At 68.2% G+C, this 20,765-nt stretch carries 16 protein-coding genes and 1 tRNA gene; 6 read left to right on the top strand and 11 right to left on the bottom strand.

Annotated features, from left to right (window positions below):
* Positions 1–74: 74 nt before the first annotated feature.
* The 3 genes from U4012_RS20435 to hrpA all read right to left on the bottom strand — a co-directional run bounded on the left by U4012_RS20435 (position 75) and on the right by hrpA (position 6,440).
* Positions 75–1,049, bottom strand: a complete 975-nt coding sequence (locus tag U4012_RS20435; protein WP_321801070.1) for a sterol desaturase family protein — start codon at positions 1,047–1,049, stop codon at positions 75–77.
* Positions 1,050–1,065: 16 nt separating this feature from the next.
* The gene (locus tag U4012_RS20430) at positions 1,066–2,055 is read right to left on the bottom strand and encodes a beta-propeller fold lactonase family protein (protein WP_044847670.1); all 990 of its coding nucleotides are present in this window, start codon (positions 2,053–2,055) and stop codon (positions 1,066–1,068) included.
* Positions 2,056–2,234: 179 nt separating this feature from the next.
* Entirely contained in the window at positions 2,235–6,440 is a 4,206-nt protein-coding gene (gene hrpA / locus U4012_RS20425) for an ATP-dependent RNA helicase HrpA (protein WP_321801067.1), read from the bottom strand.
* A gap of 23 nt (positions 6,441–6,463) precedes the next feature.
* On the opposite strand from hrpA, the gene argA reads away from it, so the two are divergent.
* Positions 6,464–7,843: an amino-acid N-acetyltransferase gene (argA, locus tag U4012_RS20420; protein WP_044847668.1), complete on the top strand. Its 1,380-nt coding sequence runs from the start codon at positions 6,464–6,466 to the stop codon at positions 7,841–7,843.
* A gap of 49 nt (positions 7,844–7,892) precedes the next feature.
* Complete coding sequence (locus tag U4012_RS20415; RefSeq protein ID WP_006478357.1) at positions 7,893–8,168, top strand: oxidative damage protection protein; 276 nt, start codon at positions 7,893–7,895, stop codon at positions 8,166–8,168.
* Between the two features lie 349 nt (positions 8,169–8,517).
* On the opposite strand, the gene U4012_RS20410 is transcribed toward U4012_RS20415, so the two are convergent.
* From U4012_RS20410 to U4012_RS20400, 3 genes are all read right to left on the bottom strand, one after another.
* Complete coding sequence (locus U4012_RS20410; protein ID WP_321801066.1) at positions 8,518–9,930, bottom strand: MFS transporter; 1,413 nt, start codon at positions 9,928–9,930, stop codon at positions 8,518–8,520.
* 190 nt (positions 9,931–10,120) lie between these two features.
* Positions 10,121–11,341 carry a CoA transferase gene (locus U4012_RS20405; RefSeq protein ID WP_321801064.1) on the bottom strand — a complete coding sequence of 407 codons (1,221 nt, stop codon included), beginning with the start codon at positions 11,339–11,341 and terminating at the stop codon, positions 10,121–10,123.
* A complete protein-coding gene (locus U4012_RS20400) occupies positions 11,338–13,092 on the bottom strand; it encodes an acyl-CoA dehydrogenase family protein (RefSeq protein WP_321801062.1) in 1,755 nt (584 codons plus the stop codon). The genes U4012_RS20405 and U4012_RS20400 overlap by 4 nt, the downstream gene beginning before the upstream one ends.
* A 172-nt stretch (positions 13,093–13,264) precedes the next feature.
* On the opposite strand from U4012_RS20400, the gene U4012_RS20395 reads away from it, so the two are divergent.
* A complete protein-coding gene (locus U4012_RS20395; RefSeq protein WP_124522172.1) occupies positions 13,265–14,167 on the top strand; it encodes a LysR family transcriptional regulator in 903 nt (300 codons plus the stop codon).
* Between the two features lie 36 nt (positions 14,168–14,203).
* On the opposite strand, the gene U4012_RS20390 is transcribed toward U4012_RS20395, so the two are convergent.
* The 4 genes from U4012_RS20390 to U4012_RS20375 form a co-directional block, all read right to left on the bottom strand.
* Entirely contained in the window at positions 14,204–15,622 is a 1,419-nt protein-coding gene (locus tag U4012_RS20390; protein WP_044847664.1) for an amino acid permease, read from the bottom strand.
* Between the two features lie 92 nt (positions 15,623–15,714).
* Positions 15,715–16,785: a porin gene (locus U4012_RS20385; RefSeq protein WP_415750391.1), complete on the bottom strand. Its 1,071-nt coding sequence runs from the start codon at positions 16,783–16,785 to the stop codon at positions 15,715–15,717.
* A 100-nt stretch (positions 16,786–16,885) separates the two neighbouring features.
* The gene (locus U4012_RS20380) at positions 16,886–17,272 is read right to left on the bottom strand and encodes a RidA family protein (protein ID WP_321801056.1); all 387 of its coding nucleotides are present in this window, start codon (positions 17,270–17,272) and stop codon (positions 16,886–16,888) included.
* A 30-nt stretch (positions 17,273–17,302) separates the two neighbouring features.
* Positions 17,303–18,517: an amino acid aminotransferase gene (locus U4012_RS20375; RefSeq protein WP_321801285.1), complete on the bottom strand. Its 1,215-nt coding sequence runs from the start codon at positions 18,515–18,517 to the stop codon at positions 17,303–17,305.
* A gap of 191 nt (positions 18,518–18,708) precedes the next feature.
* Here U4012_RS20375 and U4012_RS20370 point away from each other — a divergent pair, with 191 nt between their 5' ends.
* The 3 genes from U4012_RS20370 to cysC all read left to right on the top strand — a co-directional run bounded on the left by U4012_RS20370 (position 18,709) and on the right by cysC (position 20,164).
* Complete coding sequence (locus tag U4012_RS20370; RefSeq protein ID WP_321801054.1) at positions 18,709–19,191, top strand: Lrp/AsnC family transcriptional regulator; 483 nt, start codon at positions 18,709–18,711, stop codon at positions 19,189–19,191.
* A gap of 83 nt (positions 19,192–19,274) precedes the next feature.
* Positions 19,275–19,349, top strand: a tRNA-Val gene (locus tag U4012_RS20365).
* A gap of 275 nt (positions 19,350–19,624) precedes the next feature.
* Positions 19,625–20,164 (top strand): adenylyl-sulfate kinase, encoded by a 540-nt coding sequence (gene cysC / locus U4012_RS20360; RefSeq protein ID WP_321801052.1) that lies wholly within the window; start codon positions 19,625–19,627, stop codon positions 20,162–20,164.
* Positions 20,165–20,182: 18 nt separating this feature from the next.
* Here cysC and U4012_RS20355 read toward each other — a convergent pair.
* Positions 20,183–20,765 (bottom strand): aminotransferase class III-fold pyridoxal phosphate-dependent enzyme (locus U4012_RS20355; RefSeq protein ID WP_321801050.1); only part of this gene is annotated, 583 nt, incomplete at its 5' end.

Here is a 20,765-nt window from a genome sequence, read left to right as displayed (position 1 = left end):
AAACCACACGGCCCGCAGGCGCCAAAGCGCATGCGGGCCGTGCGGGAAAGCCGTTCAACGGGAAAGTGACGCGCTCAGGCCGACGCCGCGCCGCGCTTCGCGGGAACGAGGCGCCGGAAGATCCGCACGAACGCGAGGCCGTGCTGCGCCCAGAAGCCTTCGCCGTAGGACACGCCTTCGACCTGCTCGCGGATGCCGGTCGGCTCGACCGTGCGGTTCCACGACGCGGTGCCGAACATCATGTCCCACCACGGGAGCAGCACGCCGAAGTTGCAGCCGTACTTGGTGCCTTCGTGGCCGTAGCCGACCGCGTGGTGGCGCCGGTGGAAGGTCGGGCTCACGAGCAGGCGCTCGCCGAGCCAGCCGAACGACAGCCGCGCATTCGTATGCTGGATGCTCTGCACGAAGTTCGTGACCGCGGTCAGCACGACGAACTGCGACGGCGTCACGCCGATCACGAGCGCGATCGCCGCGAAGAAGCAGGATTGCAGCACGTTGTCGAGCAGGTGGTTGCGGTCGTCGCACCACAACGACATCTGCCGCTGGCTGTGATGCACCGCGTGCAGCTCCCACCAGATGCCGAACTTGTGCTGCCAGCGGTGATACCAGTAGCCGGCGAAGTCGAGCACGACGAGGTAGATCGCGAACGCGACGATCGGCCGCGAGGTCACGCCCGGCCACAGATAATCGAGGTTGACGTTGGCAACGCCGTGCAGGCGCAGCCACGCCTGGAAGCGGTCGAACACCGGCTGCAGCGCGAAGAAGAAGAACAGCGTGTAGATGCCGAGCTTCGAGATCGCGGTATAGATCACGTCGACCCGCACCGCGCGGCGGTTCTTCCAGCGCTCGACGGGCGCGAGCGCCTCGAGCGGGCGCAGCAGCGCGAACATCAGCACCATCTGGAGCGCGCCGATGATCACCCAGTACAGCGCGTCGTAGGTGTCCTCGTCATAGTCCATCAGGTTGAACTTGAAGAGGAGCGGCTGCACGACGTCGACGTACAGCCAGGTCTGGATGTCCGACACGAACGCATCGATCAGGTGCAGCATCGTCCGCCTCCGCCCGTCACGCGCCGTTCGCAGCCTTCCACGGCGCGCGGTCGTAGAAGTAGATGCCGTGCGGCGAACGGCCGACGGAGATCGTCTGCACCAGCTTGCGCGAGGCCAGGTCGATGATCCCGACCTTCTTCGCGAAGCGGAACGTCACCCACAGCGTCTTCTTGTCGGCGGACAGCTCCATGTCGTCCGGGCCCGGCAGCAGGCCGGTGATGTCGCCGACCTTGGTGAGCGTGTTCTCGTCGATGATGCTGATCGTGTTCGCGACCCGGTTCGTGATCGCGACGTGCGTGCCGTCGGCGAGCGAGCGGAAGTTGTGCGCGCCCTTGCCGGTCTGGATGGTCTTCACGACCTTCTGATTGCGCCAGTCGACGACCGCGACGTAATCGGCGCCCGTCATGCCGACCAGCAGGTACTTATCGTCCGGCGTCATCCACAGGCCCGCCGGCACGTTGCCGACCGGCATCTTCCACTTGACCGTCTGCGTCGCGAGGTCGACCGCCGCGATCTCGCCGGACACCTGCAGCGACACGAGCACGGTCTTGCTGTCCTTCGTGAACGCGATGTGGCTCGGCATCACCGCGAGCGGCAAGCGCTTCACGAGATGCAGGTCGCGGCCGTCGTAGCTGTAGATGTCGAGCCGGTCGAGCCGCAGCCCGGTCGACACGAACCACTTGTTGTCGGGCGAGAAGCCGAGCTGGTACGGATCCTCGATGCCTTCGACCGTGCGCTGCAGCTTGCCCGTCTTCGGATCGACGAACATCAGGCTGTTCGAGACCGAATTCGCGACGATCAGCGACGAATTGTCCGGCGTCGCCATCAGGTGGTGCGGCTCCTTGCCGGTCGGCATCGTGCCGACGACCTGGCGGGTCTGCTGGTCGATCAGGGAAAGCGTCGCTTCGGCCGAATTGAGGATGATTACGTTATTCGCGTGCGCGGCAGGCGCCAGCACGGCGGCGGCCAGCGCAAGCGTGCGGCCGAAGGAAAGGAAAGTGCGCATGAAGACTCACGTCGTGGAACAGCAGTGATTGTAAAACGCTCGACCGGCCCTGCCGGTTGACGGAAGTCGGCCCTGCGCCACTTCGACGCACGCCGCGGCCGCCGTGCGGCCTGCCGCGGCAGGCGCCGCGCGGCCGGCCGGGCCGGCCGCCGGTGCGGGCCCGGACAACCGCCGTTGCGCTAGCGCTGCATCGACTCCCAGACCTTGTGCAGACGCTTGACAGAGACAGGCATCGGCGTGCGCAGTTCCTGCGCGAACAGCGAAATGCGCAGTTCCTCCAGCAGCCAGCGGAATTCCGCGAGCCGCGGGTCGGCGACGCCGCCGCGCTGCGACACCGCGCGCTGGTACTGCTGGACGAGCGGCAGCAGCTCGCCGGACTGCTTCGCGTCGCGCGCCGGGTCGGCCTTCAGCTTGTCGATCCGCAGCGCGATGCCTTTCAGGTAGCGCGGGAAGTGTGCAAGCTGCACGTAAGGCGTGTCGATCACGAAGCGCTTGCCGACCAGCGCGGCGAGCTGCTGCTGCAGATCCGCGTGGGCCTGTGCGAACGGCTTCGCCTGCGCGAGCTTCTTCGCGAGCCCCGCGTACTCGGCGAGGATCTGCCCGACGAGCCGCGCGATCTCCTGCGCGAGCAGGTTCAGGCGGCTGCGGCCTTCGTCGCGACGCGCGTGGAAGCTCGCGTCGTCGTCGGGCAGCGGATCCTGCAGGCACGCACGGTCGAGCGCCGTGTCGATCAGCTGGTCGCGCAGCTCGTCCTGCGTGCCGAGTGACATGTACTGCATCGCCATCTCGCGCAGCCCCGGCAGGTTCTTCTCGAGGAACTTGATCGGCTCCTTCAGCTGCAGCGCGAACAGCCGCCGCAAGCCGGCCCGGTGGATCCGCGCGGCCTCCTCCGGCGAGTCGAACACCTCGACGTCGCAATGCGTGCCGCGATCGACGAGCGCCGGATAGCCGTACAGCGTCTGGCCGCGCCGGCGGATCTCCAGCAGCTCGGGGAGCTTGCCGAAGTTCCACGTCGTCAGGTTCTCGTACAGCGCGGTCGCGCCGGCTTCCGCCGGGGCGGCCGTGTGCGGTGCGACGCCCTTGCCCGGCTTGCCGCCCTTTGCCGCCGAAGCTGCGGAACCCGCCGTGGCGGCCGGCGCCGGCGTGGCGCCCGCGTCGTCCGCGCCGGCTTCGCCGCCGGGCGCGATCGTCGACGCCGCCGCGATCTTCTGGAACTGCTGCTGCGCCTGCGCACCGAGTTCCTGGCGCAGTTGCGCGAGATTGCGCCCCATCGCGAGCTGGCGGCCGTGCTCGTCGATCACCTTGAAGTTCATGAACAGGTGCGCGGGCAGCGTCTCGAGCTTGAAGTCGGCCGTCTTCATCGCGACCTGCGTCTCGCCGCGCACGTCGGCGATCAGCGCCTCGACGAGGCCGCCCGCGCCGAAGCGCTCGCGGCCCGTGCGCTCGACGAAGCCGGCCGCGTACTCGGGCAGCGGCACGCAATGCCGGCGCAGCTTCTGCGGCAGCGACTTCAGCAGCAGCTGCACCTTTTCCTTCAGCATCCCCGGCACGAGCCATTCGCAGCGGCGCGCGTCGACCTGGTTCAGCGCGTACAGCGGCACCGCGAGCGTCACGCCGTCGCGCGGCGTGCCCGGCTCGAAATGGTAGGTGAGCGCCATTTCGACGCCGGCCATCGTCGCGCGTTTCGGGAACAGGTCGGTCGTCACGCCGGCCGCCTCGTGGCGCATCAGGTCGTCGCGCGACAGGTACAGCAGCCGCTGCCTGTCGTCCGCCTGGCCGCCCTTCTTCACCTCGTCGCGATACCAGCGCTCGAACGCGGCGCCCGTATGGATGCCCGCCGGAATCGCCTGGTCGTAGTACGCGTAGATCAGCTCGTCGTCGACCAGCACGTCCTGCCGGCGCGACTTGTGTTCGAGCTGCTCGATGTCGGCCAGCAGCTTGCGGTTGTGCGCGAAGAACGGCAGCTTCGTGTCGAATTCGCCCTCGACGAGCGCGCCGCGGATGAACAGCTCCCGCGCGCGGGCCGGGTCCTGCTGGCCGAACGCGACGCGCCGGCGATGGTAGATCGGCAGCCCGTACAGCGTCGCGCGCTCGAACGCGCTGACCTGCGCCGGGCGCTTCTCCCAGTGCGGCTCCGACAGCGATTTCTTCAACAGGTGCGCGCCGATCTTCTCGACCCACTCCGGCTCGATCTTCGCGAGGCAGCGCGCGTACAGCCGGCTCGTCTCGACGAGTTCGGCCGCCATCACCCAGCGGCCGGCCTTCTTCGCGAGCGCGGAGCCCGGCCACAGGTAGAACTTGATCCCGCGTGCGCCGAGGTAGTGCGGATCGTCGTCGGCCTTCATGCCGAGGTTGCCGAGCAGGCCCGTCAACAGGGCCAGATGCACCTGCTCGTAGGTCGCCTCGACCTCGTTGAGGCGCCAGCCGTGTTCGCGCACGACCGTCAGCAGCTGCGAATGGACGTCGCGCCATTCGCGCAGCCGCAGGTGCGACAGGAAATTCTGCCGGCATGCGTCGATCAGCTGGCGGTTCGACTTCTTGTGCGCGACGGCCTCTTCGAACCACGCCCAGATCTTCAGCCACTGCAGGAATTCGGAACGCTCGTCGGCGAACCGGCGGTGCGCCTGGTCGGCCTGCTCCTGCGCTTCGATCGGCCGGTCGCGCGGGTCCTGCACGGACAGCGCGCTCGCGATGATCAGCACCTCGCGCAGCGACTGCTGGTCGCGCGCGGCGAGAATCATCCGGCCGACGCGCGGGTCGAGCGGCAGCCGCGCGAGTTCGCGGCCGAGCGGCGTCAGCGCGTTGTCGTCGTCGACCGCGCCGAGTTCGTTGAGCAGCTGGTAGCCATCCGCGATCGCGCGGCCGGGCGGCGGCTCGAGGAACGGGAACGATTCGATCGCCGTCAGGTGCAGCGATTTCATCCGCAGGATCACCGACGCGAGCGACGAGCGCAGGATTTCGGGATCGGTGAAGCGCGCGCGCGCCTGGTAGTCGCTTTCCTCGTACAAGCGGATGCAGACGCCGTCGGCCACCCGGCCGCAGCGGCCCGCGCGCTGGTTCGCGGCGGCCTGCGAGATCGACTCGACCTGCAGCTGCTCGACCTTGTTCCGGTACGAATAGCGCTTCACGCGCGCGAGGCCGGTGTCGACGACGTAGCGGATGCCCGGCACCGTCAGCGAGGTTTCGGCCACGTTGGTCGCGAGCACGATGCGGCGCGCGTTCGACGCCTTGAACACCTTGTCCTGGTCGGCCGCCGACAGCCGCGCGAACAGCGGCAGGATCTCGGTGTGCGGCGGATGGTGCTTGCGCAGCGCCTCGGCCGCCTCGCGGATCTCGCGCTCGCCGGGCAGGAACACCAGCACGTCGCCGGGGCCTTCGCGGCACAGTTCGTCGACCGCGTCGACGATCGCGTCCATCAGGTCGCGCTCGGCCTCGCGCGCGGTCTTCACGCGGTCGCGGCCGCCCGTGCCTTCGGCGTTTTTCACCGCCGGGCGATCCTCGGCCACCGGGCGATAGCGCATCTCGACCGGATACAGCCGCCCGCTCACCTCGATCACGGGTGCCGGGCGCTCGTCGGTGCCGAAATGGCGCGCGAAGCGATCGGCGTCGATCGTCGCGGACGTGACGATCAGCTTCAGGTCGGGCCGCCGCGGCAGGATTTCCTTCAGGTAGCCGAGCAGGAAGTCGATGTTCAGGCTGCGCTCGTGCGCCTCGTCGATGATCAGCGTGTCGTACGCCTTCAGCAGCGGATCGGTCTGCGTCTCGGCGAGCAGGATGCCGTCCGTCATCAGCTTGACGGACGCGCCCGGCGCGAGATTGTCGGTGAAGCGCACCTTGTAGCCGACCACCTCGCCGAACGGCGTGCCGAGTTCCTCCGCGATCCGGCGGCCGGTCGACGACGCGGCCAGGCGCCGCGGCTGCGTATGGCCGATCAGGCCCGTGCCGCCGGCGCCGAGGCCGCGGCCGAGATCGAGGCAGATCTTCGGCAGCTGCGTGGTCTTGCCCGAACCCGTCTCGCCGCAGACGATGACAACCTGATGACCGGCGATCGTGCGCGCGATTTCGTCGCGCTTGCCCGACACCGGCAGGCTTTCGGGGTAAGTGATCGGCGGAACGGGATTCGGCGCGACGGTGGCGCGCGGCGCACGCTCGCGGCGCGGAGCGCGCTCGCCGGCGGCCTGCGGTGCGCCCTTCGCGGACGGCTGGCGCGCATCGCCACGCCGTTCGTCGCCGCGCGGCGCGTGGGCCGGCTTGCCCGCCGGCTTTTCCTGCTGCTGGCGCGGCGGCTGGCCCTGCTGCTGACGCGCGTCGGCCGCACCATCCGGGTGCTTCGCCGACGGCGCTTTGGCCCGCGTCGGCGCGGGACTTTTAGGTACATTCGACATGGGGGCGCATTATAATCCCGCCCATGAATTCCCAAACCGACCTCCCTCCCGCCCAGACCGGCGCCGCGACGCCGCCGGCCGCCGACGATTCGGCCGCCAGCCACGCGCAGTTCGTCGACTGGATGCGTTCCGTCGCGCCCTATATCCACAAGTTCCGCAACAGCACGTTCGTCGTGGGGTTCGGCGGCGAGGTGGTGCAGCAGGGCCTGCTGAACGCGCTCGTGTCCGACATCGCGCTCCTGCAGGCGATGGGCATCCAGATCGTGCTGGTGCACGGCTCACGGCCGCAGGTCGAGGAGCAGCTGAGCCTGCATGGTGTCGAATCCGAGTTTTCGCACGGGCTGCGCATCACCGATGCGCGCGCGCTCGAATCCGCGAAGGAAGCGGCCGGCGAAGTGCGTCTCGACATCGAGGCCGCGATCAGCCAGGGTCTGCCGAACTCGCCGATGGCGCACGCGCACATCAGCGTCGTGTCCGGCAACTTCGTGACCGCCCGGCCGGTGGGGATTCTCGACGGGGTCGATTTCGCGCACACGGGCATCGTGCGCAAGATCGACGCCGAATCGATCCGTCATTCGCTCGCGAGCCGCAAGCTCGTGCTGCTGTCGCCGCTCGGCTTCTCGCCGACCGGCGAGGCGTTCAACCTGTCGATGGAAGACGTCGCATCGGCCGCCGCGATCGCGCTGCGCGCCGACAAGATCATCTTCCTGACCGAAGCGCCCGGCATCGTCGACGACGAAGGCGGGCTGATCCGCGAAATGTCGCTCGACGCGGCCGCCGAACTGCTCGATTCGGGCAACATCCAGGGTGACGACGCGTTCTTCCTGAAGCACTCGATCCGCGCGTGCCGCGGCGGCGTGACCCGCGCCCACCTGATTCCGCAGTCGCTCGACGGCAGCATGCTGCTCGAACTGTTCCTGCACGACGGCGTCGGCACGATGATCTCGTACGAGAACCTCGAGAGCCTGCGCGAAGCGACGCCGGACGACGTCGGCGGCATCCTGTCGCTGATCGAGCCGCTCGAGTCGGACGGCACGCTGGTGCGGCGCGGCCGCCACCAGATCGAACGCGACATCGACCACTTCTCGGTGATCGAGCACGATGGCGTGCTGTTCGGCTGCGCGGCGCTGTATCCGTACCAGCAGGAAAAGATCGGCGAGATGGCGTGCCTGACGGTCGCGCCGGAAGCGCAGGGCTCGGGCGACGGCGAACGCCTGCTCAAGCGCATCGAGCAGCGCGCCCGCGCGCGCGGCCTCACGCACATCTTCGTGCTCACGACGCGCACCGAGCACTGGTTTCTCAAGCGCGGCTTCGTCAAGGTCAGCGTCGACGACCTGCCGGAAGACCGCCGCAAACTCTATAACTGGCAGCGCAAGTCGCTCGTGCTGATGAAGCAGCTCTGAGCACAGGCACGACTGCCCTCCCCCAGACCGATTACAGGAGAAGTACACGATGGCTCGAATGATCCAATGCGCGAAACTCGGCAAGGAAGCCGAAGGTCTCGATTTCCCGCCGCTGCCGGGCGAACTCGGCAAGCGCATTTATGAAAGCGTGTCGAAGGAAGCGTGGCAAGGCTGGCTCAAGCAGCAGACGATGCTGATCAACGAGAACCGCCTGAACATGGCCGACCCGCGCGCGCGCCAGTACCTGATGAAGCAGACCGAGAAGTATTTCTTCGGCGACGGCGCCGACCAGGCGTCCGGCTACGTGCCGCCGACGGAAGGCTAAGCACCGCGCATCGCGATGGCCGGCCGTGCCGGCCTCGTCGCGAAGTGAAGCAACCGCCAGGCAAACGGCACCGTGGATCGCACGGTGCCGTTTGCTTTTGGGACGCGTGATTTTTGGCGTGAGTCGAGGCCGTGCGGCGCGCGATCCGTCCGGCGCGCGATGTCGCCGGAGCGGCGAATTATCGCCTCACCGCCTCACCGCCTCACCTCCTCACCTCCTCACCTCCTCACCGCATTACCGCATTACCGCATTACCGCATTACCGCATTACCGCATTACCGCCTCACCGCATTACCGCGTTACCGAATTACCGAATCGCCAGCGTGCCGAATCACGCCGGCCTCCCCGTCTCACCCCGCCGGTTTCAACGCGCCGCGCTCGCCTGGCTGCGTGGTCTCGCCGGCCGGACTTTCAGCGCTCGCACTTTCGGCGCCCCACTCGGCCGCATCACTGCGCTCGGCCGTCGACAGCTCGTCCGCGCGGTAGCCGGTGCGATTCAGCAGCGCGAGCATGCACGCGAGCGACACGAGCGCGTACAGCCCCGACGCGATCGCGACGCCGACGATGCTGCCGGTCGCGTTCAGGATCGCCTGCGCGAGCACCGGCGTGCCGCCGCCGACGACGAGCGCGCTCAGCTGGTACGCGAGCGACAGGCCCGTATAGCGGATGTTGGCCGGAAACACGCGCGCGAGCATGCCGCCGACCGCACCGTAGAACATCGCCGACGGAATCGTCGAGATGCACATGCCCGCGACGGCTATCCAGTACGAACGCGTCGCGAGCGCATGGAACATCACCGGCATCAGCACGATCTCCGGAATCAGGATCCAGCACATCGCGCGCCGCATGTCGACCTTCGACACGAACCACGCGCCGACCGGCTGCATCAGGAACTGCACGACGAGCGAGATCGACAGGATGCCGAGGAACGTGCCCTGCGCGTAGCCGAGCTCCCGGGTTGCCCACGACAGCGCGAACGTACTGCGAAAGTACGTGACGTTGATCACCGGCAGCGTGCCGGCCGCGAGCAGCACGACGGGCCAGTGGTCGCGCACGACGTCGCGCAGCGGCAGCTTCACCGTGCGCTTGCGCGCGAGCACGCGCCGCATGTCGATCGATTCCTCGAGCCGCAGCCGGATCACCATCCCGATGATCACGAGCACCGCCGACAGCAGGAACGGAATGCGCCAGCCCCACATCAGGAACGACGGCGTCGGCAGCGCGCTCAGTGCGAAGAAGGCAGCGGTGGCGAGCAGGTTGCCGGTGGGCGAACCCTGCTGCGCGAACGCCGCATACAGGATGCTGCGATGCTTCGGCGCGTTCTCGCTCGCGATCAGCACCGCGCCGCCCCACTCGCCGCCGACCGCGATGCCCTGCAGCACGCGCAGCACGACGAGGCCCGCGGGCGCCCACACGCCGATCGACGCATAGCCGGGCAACAGGCCGATGCCGGTCGTCGCAAGCCCCATCATCACCAGCGTGATCACGAGCGCGGTCTTGCGGCCGACGCGATCGCCGAGATGCCCGAACACGATGCCGCCGAGCGGCCGCGCGGCGAAGCCGGCCCAGAACGTGACGAACGCGAGCAGCGTCGCGACGCCGGGATTCATCGTGCTCGAAAAGAACACCTTGCCGAATACGAGCGCGGCGGCGGTGCCGTAGATGTAGAAGTCGTACCACTCGATCGTGGTGCCGACGAACGCCGCGAGGGCGGCACGGCCAGGCCGCGGCTGCGCGGCGGACGGGGATTGCGGACGGCTCATCGATGTCTCCATGTTTGTGATCGGCGGCGCGACTGTCGCGCGCGTTGCCGGATGGCCGGCCTTGCGCCGCCGGCTGGCGGAGTTGCGTTACGAGCGATTGCTCGACGCGGGGCTGTTTTACGCTGCCCAACGTCGCTTTACGTCGCGATCTGTCGGTCCAGGTCACTCGCCTGCAGGGCCACTCGTCCGGTCACGCCGGGTCCGGCGCGACCTTCAGCACGCCCGCGTTGAGCAGCTGCTGCTGGAGCGCGGGATCGACGCCGAGGCGGTCGAGCACCGCGCGCGTGTCGCGGCCGAGCGCGGGCGGCGGCGAACGATAGGTCGCCGGCGTGCGCGACAGCTTCACCGGCGATGCGGTGCCGCGATACGCGCCGATCTCGACGAACAACTCGCGGTGCAACGCATGCGGGTCGCGCGCGACGTCGGCGACCGTGCGCACCGGCCCGCACGGCACGCCCGCCGCCATCAGGTCGCGCGCGAGCGGCTCGCACGGATGCGCGGTGAGCCGTGCCTCGAGTTCGGCCTTCAGTTCGGGCCGGTGCGCGCAGCGGCTGCGGTTGTCGACGAAGCGCGGATCGCCGGCGAGCGCCGGCGCGCCGAGATGCGCGACGAGCCGCGCGAACTGCCGGTCGTTGCCGACCGCGAGGAAGATCGGCACGGTGGCCGTGCGATAGCTGTCGTACGGCGCGATGTTCGGGTGCGCGTTGCCGCTGCGCTCGGGCACGCGCCCCGAGCCGAAGAAGTTCGGCAGGTGCGGATGCAGCAGCGACACGCCGCAGTCGTACAGCGCGATGTCGATCGACTGGCCCTGCCCGCTCTGCTCGCGCTCCGCGAGCGCGAGCAGGATGCCGGCAAGCGCGTTGAGTCCGGTGACCATGTCGACGATCGGCAACCCGATGCGCATCGCGTCGCCGTCACGCTCGCCGTTCACGCTCATCAGCCCGGCCATCGCCTGGATCACCGCGTCGTAGCCGGGCAGCCCGCCGAGCGGGCCGTCCTCGCCGAAGCCCGTCACCGTGCAGTGGATCAGGCGCGGGAAACGCGGCTGCAGGTCGCGCGCGTAGTCCATGCCCCAGCGCGCGAGCGTGCCGGGCTTGAAGTTCTCGACGAGGACGTCGGCGCTCTCGAGCAGGCGCCACAGGATCGCGCGCCCTTCGTCGCGGGACAGGTCGAGCGCGACGCCCTCCTTGTTGCGGTTCACGCCCATGAAGTACCACGCGGTGTCGCCGAGGAACGGCGGCCCCCAGCCGCGCGTCTCGTCGCCGTCGGGCGGCTCGATCTTGATCACCGTCGCGCCGTGGTCGGCGAGCGCCTGCGTGCAGTACGGGCCGCCGAGCACGCGGCTCAGGTCGACGACCTTCAGGCCGTCCAGTGCGCCGCGGGTCGCTTCCGTCGCTTTCGTGGTGCTCATCGTTCGACCTCCGGCAGCAGGTCGAGCGCCATGTCGAGCGGTACCGGCGTGCCGCGCAGCAACGCATCGAACGCCGCTGCCTCGTCGTCGCGCGACGCCGGCGCGAGCGGATCGACCGGCAACAGCTTGTGACGCACGATCAGGTGCGCGAGCGCGAGGCGCCGGTAATCGGGCGCGAGCTGCGCGCCCTCGCATGCCATCAGCACGGCCGCGCTCGCGTAGTACAGCGCCGACGCGGCCTGCCGCACGCGCGCGTCGTCGCCTTCCGCCGCGACCCGGGCGAGCGCATCGCACGCACGCGCGAGAATGCGCCGCAGTGCCGCGCGGCTCGCGTCGGGCAGCGGCGCCGCGCCGAGCCGGTCGCCGAGGAACGTGCGCAGCGCATCGAGCGCCTGCTCGCGCTGCGCGGCGCGCGCGACGTCGAGCGCGACGATGTTGCTGGTGCCTTCCCAGATCGAGCCGAGATGCGCATCGCGCACGAGGCGCGCATCGCTCCATTCCTCGATGTAGCCGGTGCCGCCGCGTACTTCCATCGCGTCGCCCGTCACGCGCCGCGCATCGCGGCACGCGCGGAACTTGATCAGCGGCGTCAGGATGCGCACGCAGCGCGCGGCCTGCTCGTCGCCCGCATCCGCCTGCGGCAGCAGCAGCGCGATCTGCATGAACATCGCGCGCGCGGCCTCGGCGGGCAGCAGCATCTTCATCAGCTGGCGCTGCATCAGCGGCATCTCGATCAGCTTGCGGCCGAATGCGGCGCGGTGGGCGGCCACGTGCAGCGACTCGTTCAGCGCACGCCGCATCAGGCCCGCCGCGCGCACGCCGTTCGACAGCCGCGACATGTTGATCATGTCGGCCATCTGGTGAAAGCCGCGGCCGATCTCGCCGATCAGGTATGCCTGCGCGCCTTCGAGCGCGATCTCGCCGCTCGCCATCGAACGGCTGCCGAGCTTGTCCTTCAACCGCACGATCCGGTAGCGGTTGCGCGTGCCGTCCGGCAGCGTCTTCGGCAGCAGGAACAACGCGAGCCCCTTGATGCCGTCCGGCGCGCCGTCGGGCCGCGCGAGCACCATCGCCAGGTCGGCGTCCGCGTTCGAGCAGAACCACTTGTCGCCGAAGAGGCGCCACACCGCCTCGCCCTGCGCGTCAGCTTCGCGCACCGCGCGCGTCGCGATGCGGCCGACGTCGGAGCCGGCCGCCTGTTCGGTCATGAACATCGCGCCCTGGAACAGCGTGTCGAAATCGCGCGATGCGAGCATCGGCAGATAGCGCTCGACGAGTGCCGGGTCGCCGAAGCGGCGCAGCGTGCGCGTCAGCGAATCGGTCATGCTGACCGGGCAGCACAGCCCGAATTCGGCCTGCACGAACAGGAACGTCAGCGCGTACTTGACGAGCGGCGCGACCGCCTCGGGCTGGTGGCTCAGCGACGCAAGCCCGAGTTCCGAATATGCGACGCGTTCGAGCGCGACGTACGCGGGATCCTTGTCGATCCGCTGCACGGCTTCGCCGCGCCGGTTGCGGTGTTCGAGCACGGGCGGATGCTTGTCCGCGCGCGACGCCCATGCGTCGAGCTCGCCCGACACGCGCGCGCCGAGCGCGTGCAGCTGCGGTTCGAGTTCCGCGTAGCGCGCGTCACCGAGATGCAGTTTCAGCAACGCGCCGAGATCGGGATCGGCCGTGAAGAAATTGATGCCCCGGCTGTCGGGGATGTTGTTGGCTGCGCCGGTGTCCGGCGTGCGAGCGGTGTCGTTCATGCATGCGTCTCCAGGGTGGCCGGCTGCCGGCCGGCGAACGCGCCGTGGCGGCGCGGCCGGCTGGTGCCCGGCGTTCAACAGAGCCTAGGCGCGCGATCGATAAGCGTCCAATACAGGATTTATCCGGTACGATAGACAGTGCTTATCGATGCCGATGCGGGAAGGAGACAGCATGGAACTGAGGCAGTTGCGCTACTTCGTGGCGGTCGCCGAGGAACTGCATTTCGGGCGCGCGGCGAAGCGCCTGTTCATCTCGCAGCCGGCCTTGAGCTTCGACATCCGCAAGTTCGAGGACGCGCTCGGCGTGCAGCTCTTTTCGCGCACCAACAAGACGGTCGCGCTGACCAACGCGGGCGCGGTGCTGCTCGGCGAAGCGCGCCGGCTGCTGCTGCAGGCGGCCGAGGCCGAGCGGCTCACGGTGCGCTCTGCGTCCGGCCTCGCGGGCCGGCTGCGGATCGGCTTCGTCCATTCGATGCTGTATCGCGGGCTGCCCGATGCGGTGCGGCGCTTCGAGGCCGATTACCCGGGCGTCGAGATCGTGCTGAGCGAGATGAACACGCAGGCGCAGGTGCAGGCGATCCAGCGCGGCCAGATCGATCTCGGCTACGCGCACTGGGGCCACTGCCCGCCCGAGGTCGAATCGGCGCCCGTCTACGCGGAACCGTTCGTCTGCTGCCTGCCGGCCGCGCATCCGCTCGCGCGGCGCCGTCAGGTCGCGCTCGCCACGCTGGCCGAGGAACCGTTCATCCTGTTTCCGCGCGACGCGGCGCCGCACTATCACGACCTGATCATTGCGCAATGCGTGAACGCGGGATTCAGCCCGCTGATCCGTCACGAGGCGCGGCTGTGGCAGACGATCCTGTCGATGATCGAGTTCGGCATGGGCATCGCGCTGGTGCCGCGCGTGCTGCAGCAGGTGAAGAGCGACCGGCTCGCGTTCCGGCCGCTGAAGGATGCGTCGCTCGAATCGCGCACGCTCGAACTGAAGCGCAGCGGCACCGCCGAACCGGTCGCACTGCGCTTCGCCGACTACGTGCGCGCATCGATCGACGCGCTGCCCGCGCTCGCGGGCTGAGCCGGCGCGCCGGCATTTCGCGCCGGCATTTCCCTGTTACTTCGCTTCCGGCTGCAGCACCGGCTGCGCGCGCCGGTACCACACCGCATACACGACGGACAGCGCGACCAGGAACGGAATGCCGAAGATCAGCGTCATGTGGAATTCGGCCGTGAAGTAGGTCGTCACCATCACCGCGAGCATCAGCGCCGCGCCGAGCAGCGTCAGCAGCGGAAAGCCGCGCATCCGGAACGCGGGCGCCGGCAGGCCGAGCGCCGCGCGACGCCGCCGGAAGCAGTAATGCGTGACGAAGATCATCATCCACGTGAACAACGCGCCGAACATCGACACCGCCATCATGATCGTGAACGACGCGTCCGGGTACAGCACGCTCAGGACCGTCGCGAGCGCGATGCCGAGCGTCGACAGCAGCAGCGCGCCGAACGGCACGCCGCGCGCGTCGACCTCGCCGAGCGCCTTCGGCGCATAACCCGCGCGCGACAGGCTGAACATCATCCGCGTCGTGATGTAGAGCTGGCTGTTCATCGCGGACAGCGCGGCGATCAGCACGACGAAGTTGATCAGCCCGGCCGCGCCCGGCAGGTGGATCGCCTCCATCACCTTCACGAACGGGCTCTCGTCGCGCCCTGCCGCCGTCCACGGCACGATCGCGAGCATCAGCGCGAGCGTGACGAGGTAGAACAGCACGAGCCGCACGATCGTCGAGCGGAACGCGCGCGTCACCGCGCGCTCGGGATCTTCCGCCTCGCCCGCCGCGACCGCGATCATCTCGATGCTCAGGTAGCTGAAGATCGACACGATCACCGCGACCCACATCCCCCACATGCCCTTCGGGAAGAAGCCGCCGTGCCCGGTGTAATGGTGAAAGCCCGCGCGGGCCGCACCGTCGCCGACCAGTGCCGGATTGCCGAACACGACGTACGCGCCGAGCACGATGAAGCCGACGATCGCCGCGATCTTCACGACCGAAAAGCCGTATTCGACCGCGCCGAACACGTCGACGCTGCGCGCGTTGACGAACACGAGCAGCGCCGAGAAGCCGACGATCCACAGCCAGCCCGGCACGCCCGGGAACCAGTACTTCATGTACAGCGCGATCGCGGTGACTTCGGTGCCGACCGCGAGCACGATGCACGCCCAGTACGCATAGCGCACGAGGAACCCGGCCCACGGGCTCACGTAATGTTCGGCGTATGCGCCGAACGACCCGGAGGTCGGATGCGCGACCGTCATCTCCGCGAGACAGCCCATCAGTAACAGCGAGATGAACGCGCCGATCGCGTAGCTGACGAGCACGCTCGGACCCGCGAAGCCGATCGCGAATCCGCTGCCGAGAAAGAGACCGGTGCCGATCGCACCGCCGATCGCGATCATCGCCATCTGCCGTGCGGAAAGCGTGCGGCGCAGACCCTGCTCGCGCGCCGCGATGTGCTGGAATTGCCCTTCTGGTTGCATCGAATGACCTCGTTCGAAAGCGTGTGTCCGGCCGAAACGTCGACGGCGCACGGACCGGTGCCGGACCGCACCGGCCACCGCGCGCCGCATGCTCAGAACAGGTGGCGCAAGCCGGCTGCGATACCCGTCTGGTTGCCGCGTCCGGGCATTTCGGTGAACGCGCCGCCGGTCACCCGGTTGTAGTCGACCGTCGCGTAGACCTGCGTCGCCTTCGACAGCGCGTACTCGGCCTCGAGCACGCCCGTGTAGCGCTTCCCGCCGTTACCGGCGATGCCGTTGACGTTGCGGATGTCGTCGTAGTACGCGACGCCCGTCACCGAAACCGCGGGCGTGATCTGCACGCTCGCGCCGGTATAGAAGATCGCGTCGCGGCGCGGATTGTCGCCGAACGCACCGTAGGTCACGTCGCGGCCCGGCGCGTTCAGCAATTGCCGGTCGAGCATGCCGGTGCGGTCGATGCCGCCGAGATAGCCCGCGTACAGCGTCGCCGCGCCGAACGCGTAACGTGCGCCCGCGCCCCATGCCTGCTGCGCGCGGCTCGTCAGGTCGCGCACCTGCTGGTAGGTCGCGCCGACCATCAGCCCGCCGAGCGTGTACGACACGTGCGTGCCCCAGTACGCATTCGCGCCGAGGCTGCCCGCGACGCCGCCGAAGCCGTAGCTCGCGCCGACGTTCAGCCCGCCGAACGTGCCGTCGTAGCTGACCACGTTGCTCGCGCGGCCCTGCGTGAGGAAGTACGGCCACATGTTGGCCGTGTAGTTGCCGACCGTCAGCGGATCGAGATCGCCGAACAGGTTGAACGCCTCGGTCGCCTGCCGGCCGAGCTTCACGGTGCCCCAGTCGCTCGCCAGGCCGACATACGCGTAGCGGCCGAACAGCGCGCCGTCGAGCTGCCCGTTCTGCGGCTCGAAGCCGCTCTCGAGCCGGAAGATCGCCGTCAGGCCGCCGCCGAGCGCTTCGCTGCCCTTCAGGCCCCAGCGGCTGTTGGTGATCGCACCGTTGGTCATCTGCACGCTCACGTCGTTCGACGCGTTCGCATGCGTCGTGTAGCGAATGCTCTGGTCGACGATGCCGTACAGCGTCACGCTGCTCTGCGCCATCGCGCCGCTCGCGGCGAGCAGGCCGGCGATCGTCGGTAGTGCGAATCGATTGATACTCTTCATCTTCGTCTCCATCCTTGTCTGAATATTTGATGTTCGTCGGGGTGTGTTGGTGCTTGTCGGTAATCGTGGGTACTGCAATCTTCGCGCGGTCGCGCGCCGGCTAGCCGCGTGCCGCCGGCAACGCCACGTATGCGACGAGTTCGACGCGCATGTCCGGGTGCGCGAAGCCCTGCACGCCCACGCACGTGCGGTTCGGGTACGGTTCGCGAAAGTGGCGCCGGTATTCGGCGTCGAATTCGGGCATCGCTTTCACGTCGGACAGGTAGACGAGCACCTGCGCGACGTCGTCCATCGTCGCGCCGGCCGCCGCGACGGCCTTCGCGAGATTGCCGAGCGTGAGGCGCGCCTGCTCCGCCATCGTGTCGCCTGCGATCGCGCCGGACGCATCGACCGGGCCGTGGCCGGTAAACATCAGCCCGCCCGCGCGGGTCGTCCACGAGAACGGCTGCGCGAGTTGCGGCAAGTCGACCGGGATCGTGTCTGCCATCGTGTCCTCCTTCGGTTCGGAATCGGCCGCTCAGGCAGCCTGGCGCGACGTGCCGCCGAGCACGTCGGCGATCGCGTACGCGACGTGCTCGACGTTCGCGTCGTTCAGGCCCGCGATGCACATGCGGCCCGAACGCAGCAGGTAGACGCCGTGCGACGCGCGCAGCCGGTCCACGTCGGCCGCGGCGATGCCCGTATAGCTGAACATGCCGCGCTGCGTGACGAGCGCGTCGAACGCGGGCCCGGCCAAGCGCGCGTCGAGCCGCGCCTTCAGCGCGCCGCGCATGCGCTTGATGCGCGTGCGCACCTGGGCCACCTCGTCTTCCCAGCACGCGCGCAGGACGTCGTCGTTCAGCACCGCCGACACGAGTTGCGCGCCGAACAGCGGCGGGCTCGAGTAGGTGCGCCGCACGCCGGCCTGCAGCTGGCTCAGCACCGTCGCCGCTTCGCCCGCGCTCGCGCAGACGATCGACAGGCCGCCGACGCGCTCGCCATACAGCGAGAAATTCTTCGAGAACGAGTTGCTGACGATCGCCGGCAGCCCGGCTTCGACGATCGCGCGCACGGCCCATGCGTCGTCGTCGAGACCGTCGCCGAAGCCCTGGTACGCCATGTCGAGGAACGGAATCAGCCCGCGGCGCGCGAGCACGTCGATCACAGCGCGCCACGCGTCGCGGTCGAGATCGAGGCCCGTCGGGTTGTGGCAGCACGGCTGCAGCAGCACGATGCTGCGTGCGGGCAGCGCGTCGAGCGCCGCGAGCATCGCGTCGACGCGCAGGTCGTTGCGCGCTGCGTCGTAGTACGGATACGTGTGCACGTCGAGGCCGGCCGCCGCGAAGATCACGCGATGGTTGTCCCACGTCGGATCGCTGATCCAGATCGCGCTGTCGGGGAAATAGCGCTTCACGAATTCCGCGCCGAGCCGCAGCGCGCCCGAGCCGCCGAGCGTCTGCAGCGTCGCGATGCGTCCTTGCGCGAGCGCCGTGCAGCCGGCGCCGAACACGAGGCGCTGCACGCCCTGCCGATACGCGGCGAGCCCTTCCATCGGCAGATACGTATGCGGCGCGCCGGCTTCGCGCAGGCGCTCGGCCGCAAGGCGCGTGCTCTCCAGCACGGGGATGCGGCCCGCGTCGTCGTAATAGAGGCCGATGCTGAGGTTGACCTTGTGCGGATGGGCATCCTGCTGGAACGCCTGGAACAGCGACAGGATAGGGTCGCCCGGATAGGCGGGAATGTGTTCGTACATGGCGGAATGACGGTCGGGGTTGAAGGCGGCGATACGGCCGGCGGCGTGACGGCACGTCAGGCCGTGCGGTCGAGGCATGGAGCGCATGTTATCGAGGACGAAATAGAATGAGCTTCACTTTTCGATGACGAATCCCGCCGATTGCAGTAGAGTCTGCGCCTACCATCTCAAAAATGACGGGATTCTGCGAAATGATTCTGGATCGAACCGACATGCGGATCCTCCGGCACCTCGAGCGGGACGGACGCATCAGCAATCAGGACCTCGCGAACGCGGTCGCGCTGTCGCCGTCGGCATGCCTGCGGCGCGTGAAGCTGCTCGAGGAACGCGGCGCCATTTCCGGCTACCGCTGCACGATCGAGCCGAAGAAGGTCGGCGTCGCATTCGAGGCGCTCGTGCACGTGTCAATGCGGCCGGACGTGCCCGAATGGCACGACCGCTTCGTGGAGGCGATCCAGCAGTGGCCGGAAGTCATCGCCGCGCAGATCGTGACGGGCGGCTCGAACTACGTGCTGACGGTGCGGGCGCGCGACCTCGACCACTACTCGGACTTCGTGATCAACCGGCTGCATCGCGCGACGGGCGTGATGTCGATCAATTCGAGCATCGTGCTCGCGACGCTCAAGCGCGACGGCTCGATCCTCGATCTCGTCGAGCCGTCGACGGCCGGCTGACGCACCTCTTGCACCGGCCTGAAAAATATTTGAAGAAAGTGCTTTACGAACCCGAAAAGCTCTGACATAATTTCAGCTTCTTTGGGCGGTTAGCTCAGCGGTAGAGCACTGCCTTCACACGGCAGGGGTCACTGGTTCGATCCCAGTACCGCCCACCAAAGAATTCAAGGGCCTGCGTCTCACGACGCAGGCCCTTTTCGTTTTGTGCGTCGCACTCGTAATGCACACGTCCAAGAGATAATCGCGTGATTCCGACGCGCGCCATCGGCCAGTACGTAATAATCGGTAACGAATTGGTAACGGTGTACGAATAGCGGCTGACTAGAATCGACCACCATGACAGCCGGCCGAGCGGCACCGGCTTCCCACCATCAAGAAGACGAACGGAATCCGGCACGCGCATTGCGGCTGGTTCACGCCGTCGCGACACATCATGACATTGCCGAATTCACATACCCTGTGGTTGACCGGCCTGAGTGGTGCCGGTAAATCCACGCTCTCGCGCGAGATAGCCGCGTACCTGCGCACGCACGACATTCCGGTCTGCATTCTCGACGGCGACGAACTGCGCTCGGGCGTCTCGCACGATCTCGGATTCCGGCGCGACGACCGGGCCGAAAACTGCCGACGTACCGCCGAAATCGCGAAGCTGATGAACAATCAGGGCATCATGGTGATCGTCGCGCTGATTTCCCCGTATGCAGCCGACCGGCAACTGGCGCGGCAGACCATCGGTGACGAGCGCTTCGTCGAAATCTATCTGAAGACCGATATCGAGACCTGCTCCGCGCGCGATCCGAAACGCCTGTATGCGAAGGCCATGACCGGCCAGACGCGCCAGTTCACAGGCATCTCCGATCCCTATGAGGCACCCGTCGCGCCCGATCTCGTTGTCGAGACCGGGACGATGTCCGTCTCCGCGTGTGTCGCGCGCATCATCGAGTTCGATCAACAGCGCTTCGCCTACGCCTGACCGAAGCGCTGCGTTCGCTCACCTCACCCGCCCGACCCGTTCCGCGGTCGCATCGAACGCGCGTTTCGCCTTGTCGACGATCTCGTCGACCTCCTCCTCACGAATCACAAGCGGCGGCGACAGCAGCATCCGGTCGCCGGTCGCGCGCATGATCAGGTTGCCGTTGAAGCAGAAGTCGCGGCAGATCGTGCCGATATCGGCGCCGGCGTCGAACCGCTCGCGCCGCGCGCGATCGCGCGCGAGTTGGACGCCCGCGACCAGCCCCGCCCCCGCGATCTCGCCGACGATCGGATGATCGCCGAGCGCTTCGCGCAGCCGACGCTGGAAGTACGGCCCGATGTCATGCTTCACGCGCTCGACGATCCCGTTGTCGCGCAGCAGCTTCAGGTTCGCGACCGCCACCGCCGCCGCGACCGGGTGGCCCGAGTACGTGAGCCCGTGATTGAATTCGCCGTTGTCGATGATCGGGCGCGCGACGCGTTCATGGATACCCACCGCGCCCATCGGCACGTAACCCGAGGTCAGGCCCTTGGCCATCGTGATCAGGTCCGGCTCGAAGCCGAAGTGCTGGTGCGCGAACCATTCGCCGGTGCGGCCGAAA

The sequence above is a fragment of the Burkholderia sp. BCC1988 genome (assembly GCF_905339895.1).
Lineage (GTDB): Bacteria > Pseudomonadota > Gammaproteobacteria > Burkholderiales > Burkholderiaceae > Burkholderia.
Note: the sequence above shows the minus strand (reverse complement) of the source record. Positions and strands in the feature narration are given on the sequence as shown.

Bases quoted from the DNA above. Each gene is read 5' to 3' on its own strand.
- U4012_RS20435 (WP_321801070.1), bottom strand. From the start codon at position 1,049: ATGCTGCACCTGATCGATGCGTTCGTGTCGGACATCCAGACCTGGCTG.
- U4012_RS20430 (WP_044847670.1), bottom strand. From the start codon at position 2,055: ATGCGCACTTTCCTTTCCTTCGGCCGCACGCTTGCGCTGGCCGCCGCC.
- hrpA (WP_321801067.1), bottom strand. From the start codon at position 6,440: ATGTCGAATGTACCTAAAAGTCCCGCGCCGACGCGGGCCAAAGCGCCG.
- argA (WP_044847668.1), top strand. From the start codon at position 6,464: ATGAATTCCCAAACCGACCTCCCTCCCGCCCAGACCGGCGCCGCGACG.
- U4012_RS20415 (WP_006478357.1), top strand. From the start codon at position 7,893: ATGGCTCGAATGATCCAATGCGCGAAACTCGGCAAGGAAGCCGAAGGT.
- U4012_RS20410 (WP_321801066.1), bottom strand. From the start codon at position 9,930: ATGAGCCGTCCGCAATCCCCGTCCGCCGCGCAGCCGCGGCCTGGCCGT.
- U4012_RS20405 (WP_321801064.1), bottom strand. From the start codon at position 11,341: ATGAGCACCACGAAAGCGACGGAAGCGACCCGCGGCGCACTGGACGGC.
- U4012_RS20400 (WP_321801062.1), bottom strand. From the start codon at position 13,092: ATGAACGACACCGCTCGCACGCCGGACACCGGCGCAGCCAACAACATC.
- U4012_RS20395 (WP_124522172.1), top strand. From the start codon at position 13,265: ATGGAACTGAGGCAGTTGCGCTACTTCGTGGCGGTCGCCGAGGAACTG.
- U4012_RS20390 (WP_044847664.1), bottom strand. From the start codon at position 15,622: ATGCAACCAGAAGGGCAATTCCAGCACATCGCGGCGCGCGAGCAGGGT.
- U4012_RS20385 (WP_415750391.1), bottom strand. From the start codon at position 16,785: ATGAAGAGTATCAATCGATTCGCACTACCGACGATCGCCGGCCTGCTC.
- U4012_RS20380 (WP_321801056.1), bottom strand. From the start codon at position 17,272: ATGGCAGACACGATCCCGGTCGACTTGCCGCAACTCGCGCAGCCGTTC.
- U4012_RS20375 (WP_321801285.1), bottom strand. From the start codon at position 18,517: ATGTACGAACACATTCCCGCCTATCCGGGCGACCCTATCCTGTCGCTG.
- U4012_RS20370 (WP_321801054.1), top strand. From the start codon at position 18,709: ATGATTCTGGATCGAACCGACATGCGGATCCTCCGGCACCTCGAGCGG.
- cysC (WP_321801052.1), top strand. From the start codon at position 19,625: ATGACATTGCCGAATTCACATACCCTGTGGTTGACCGGCCTGAGTGGT.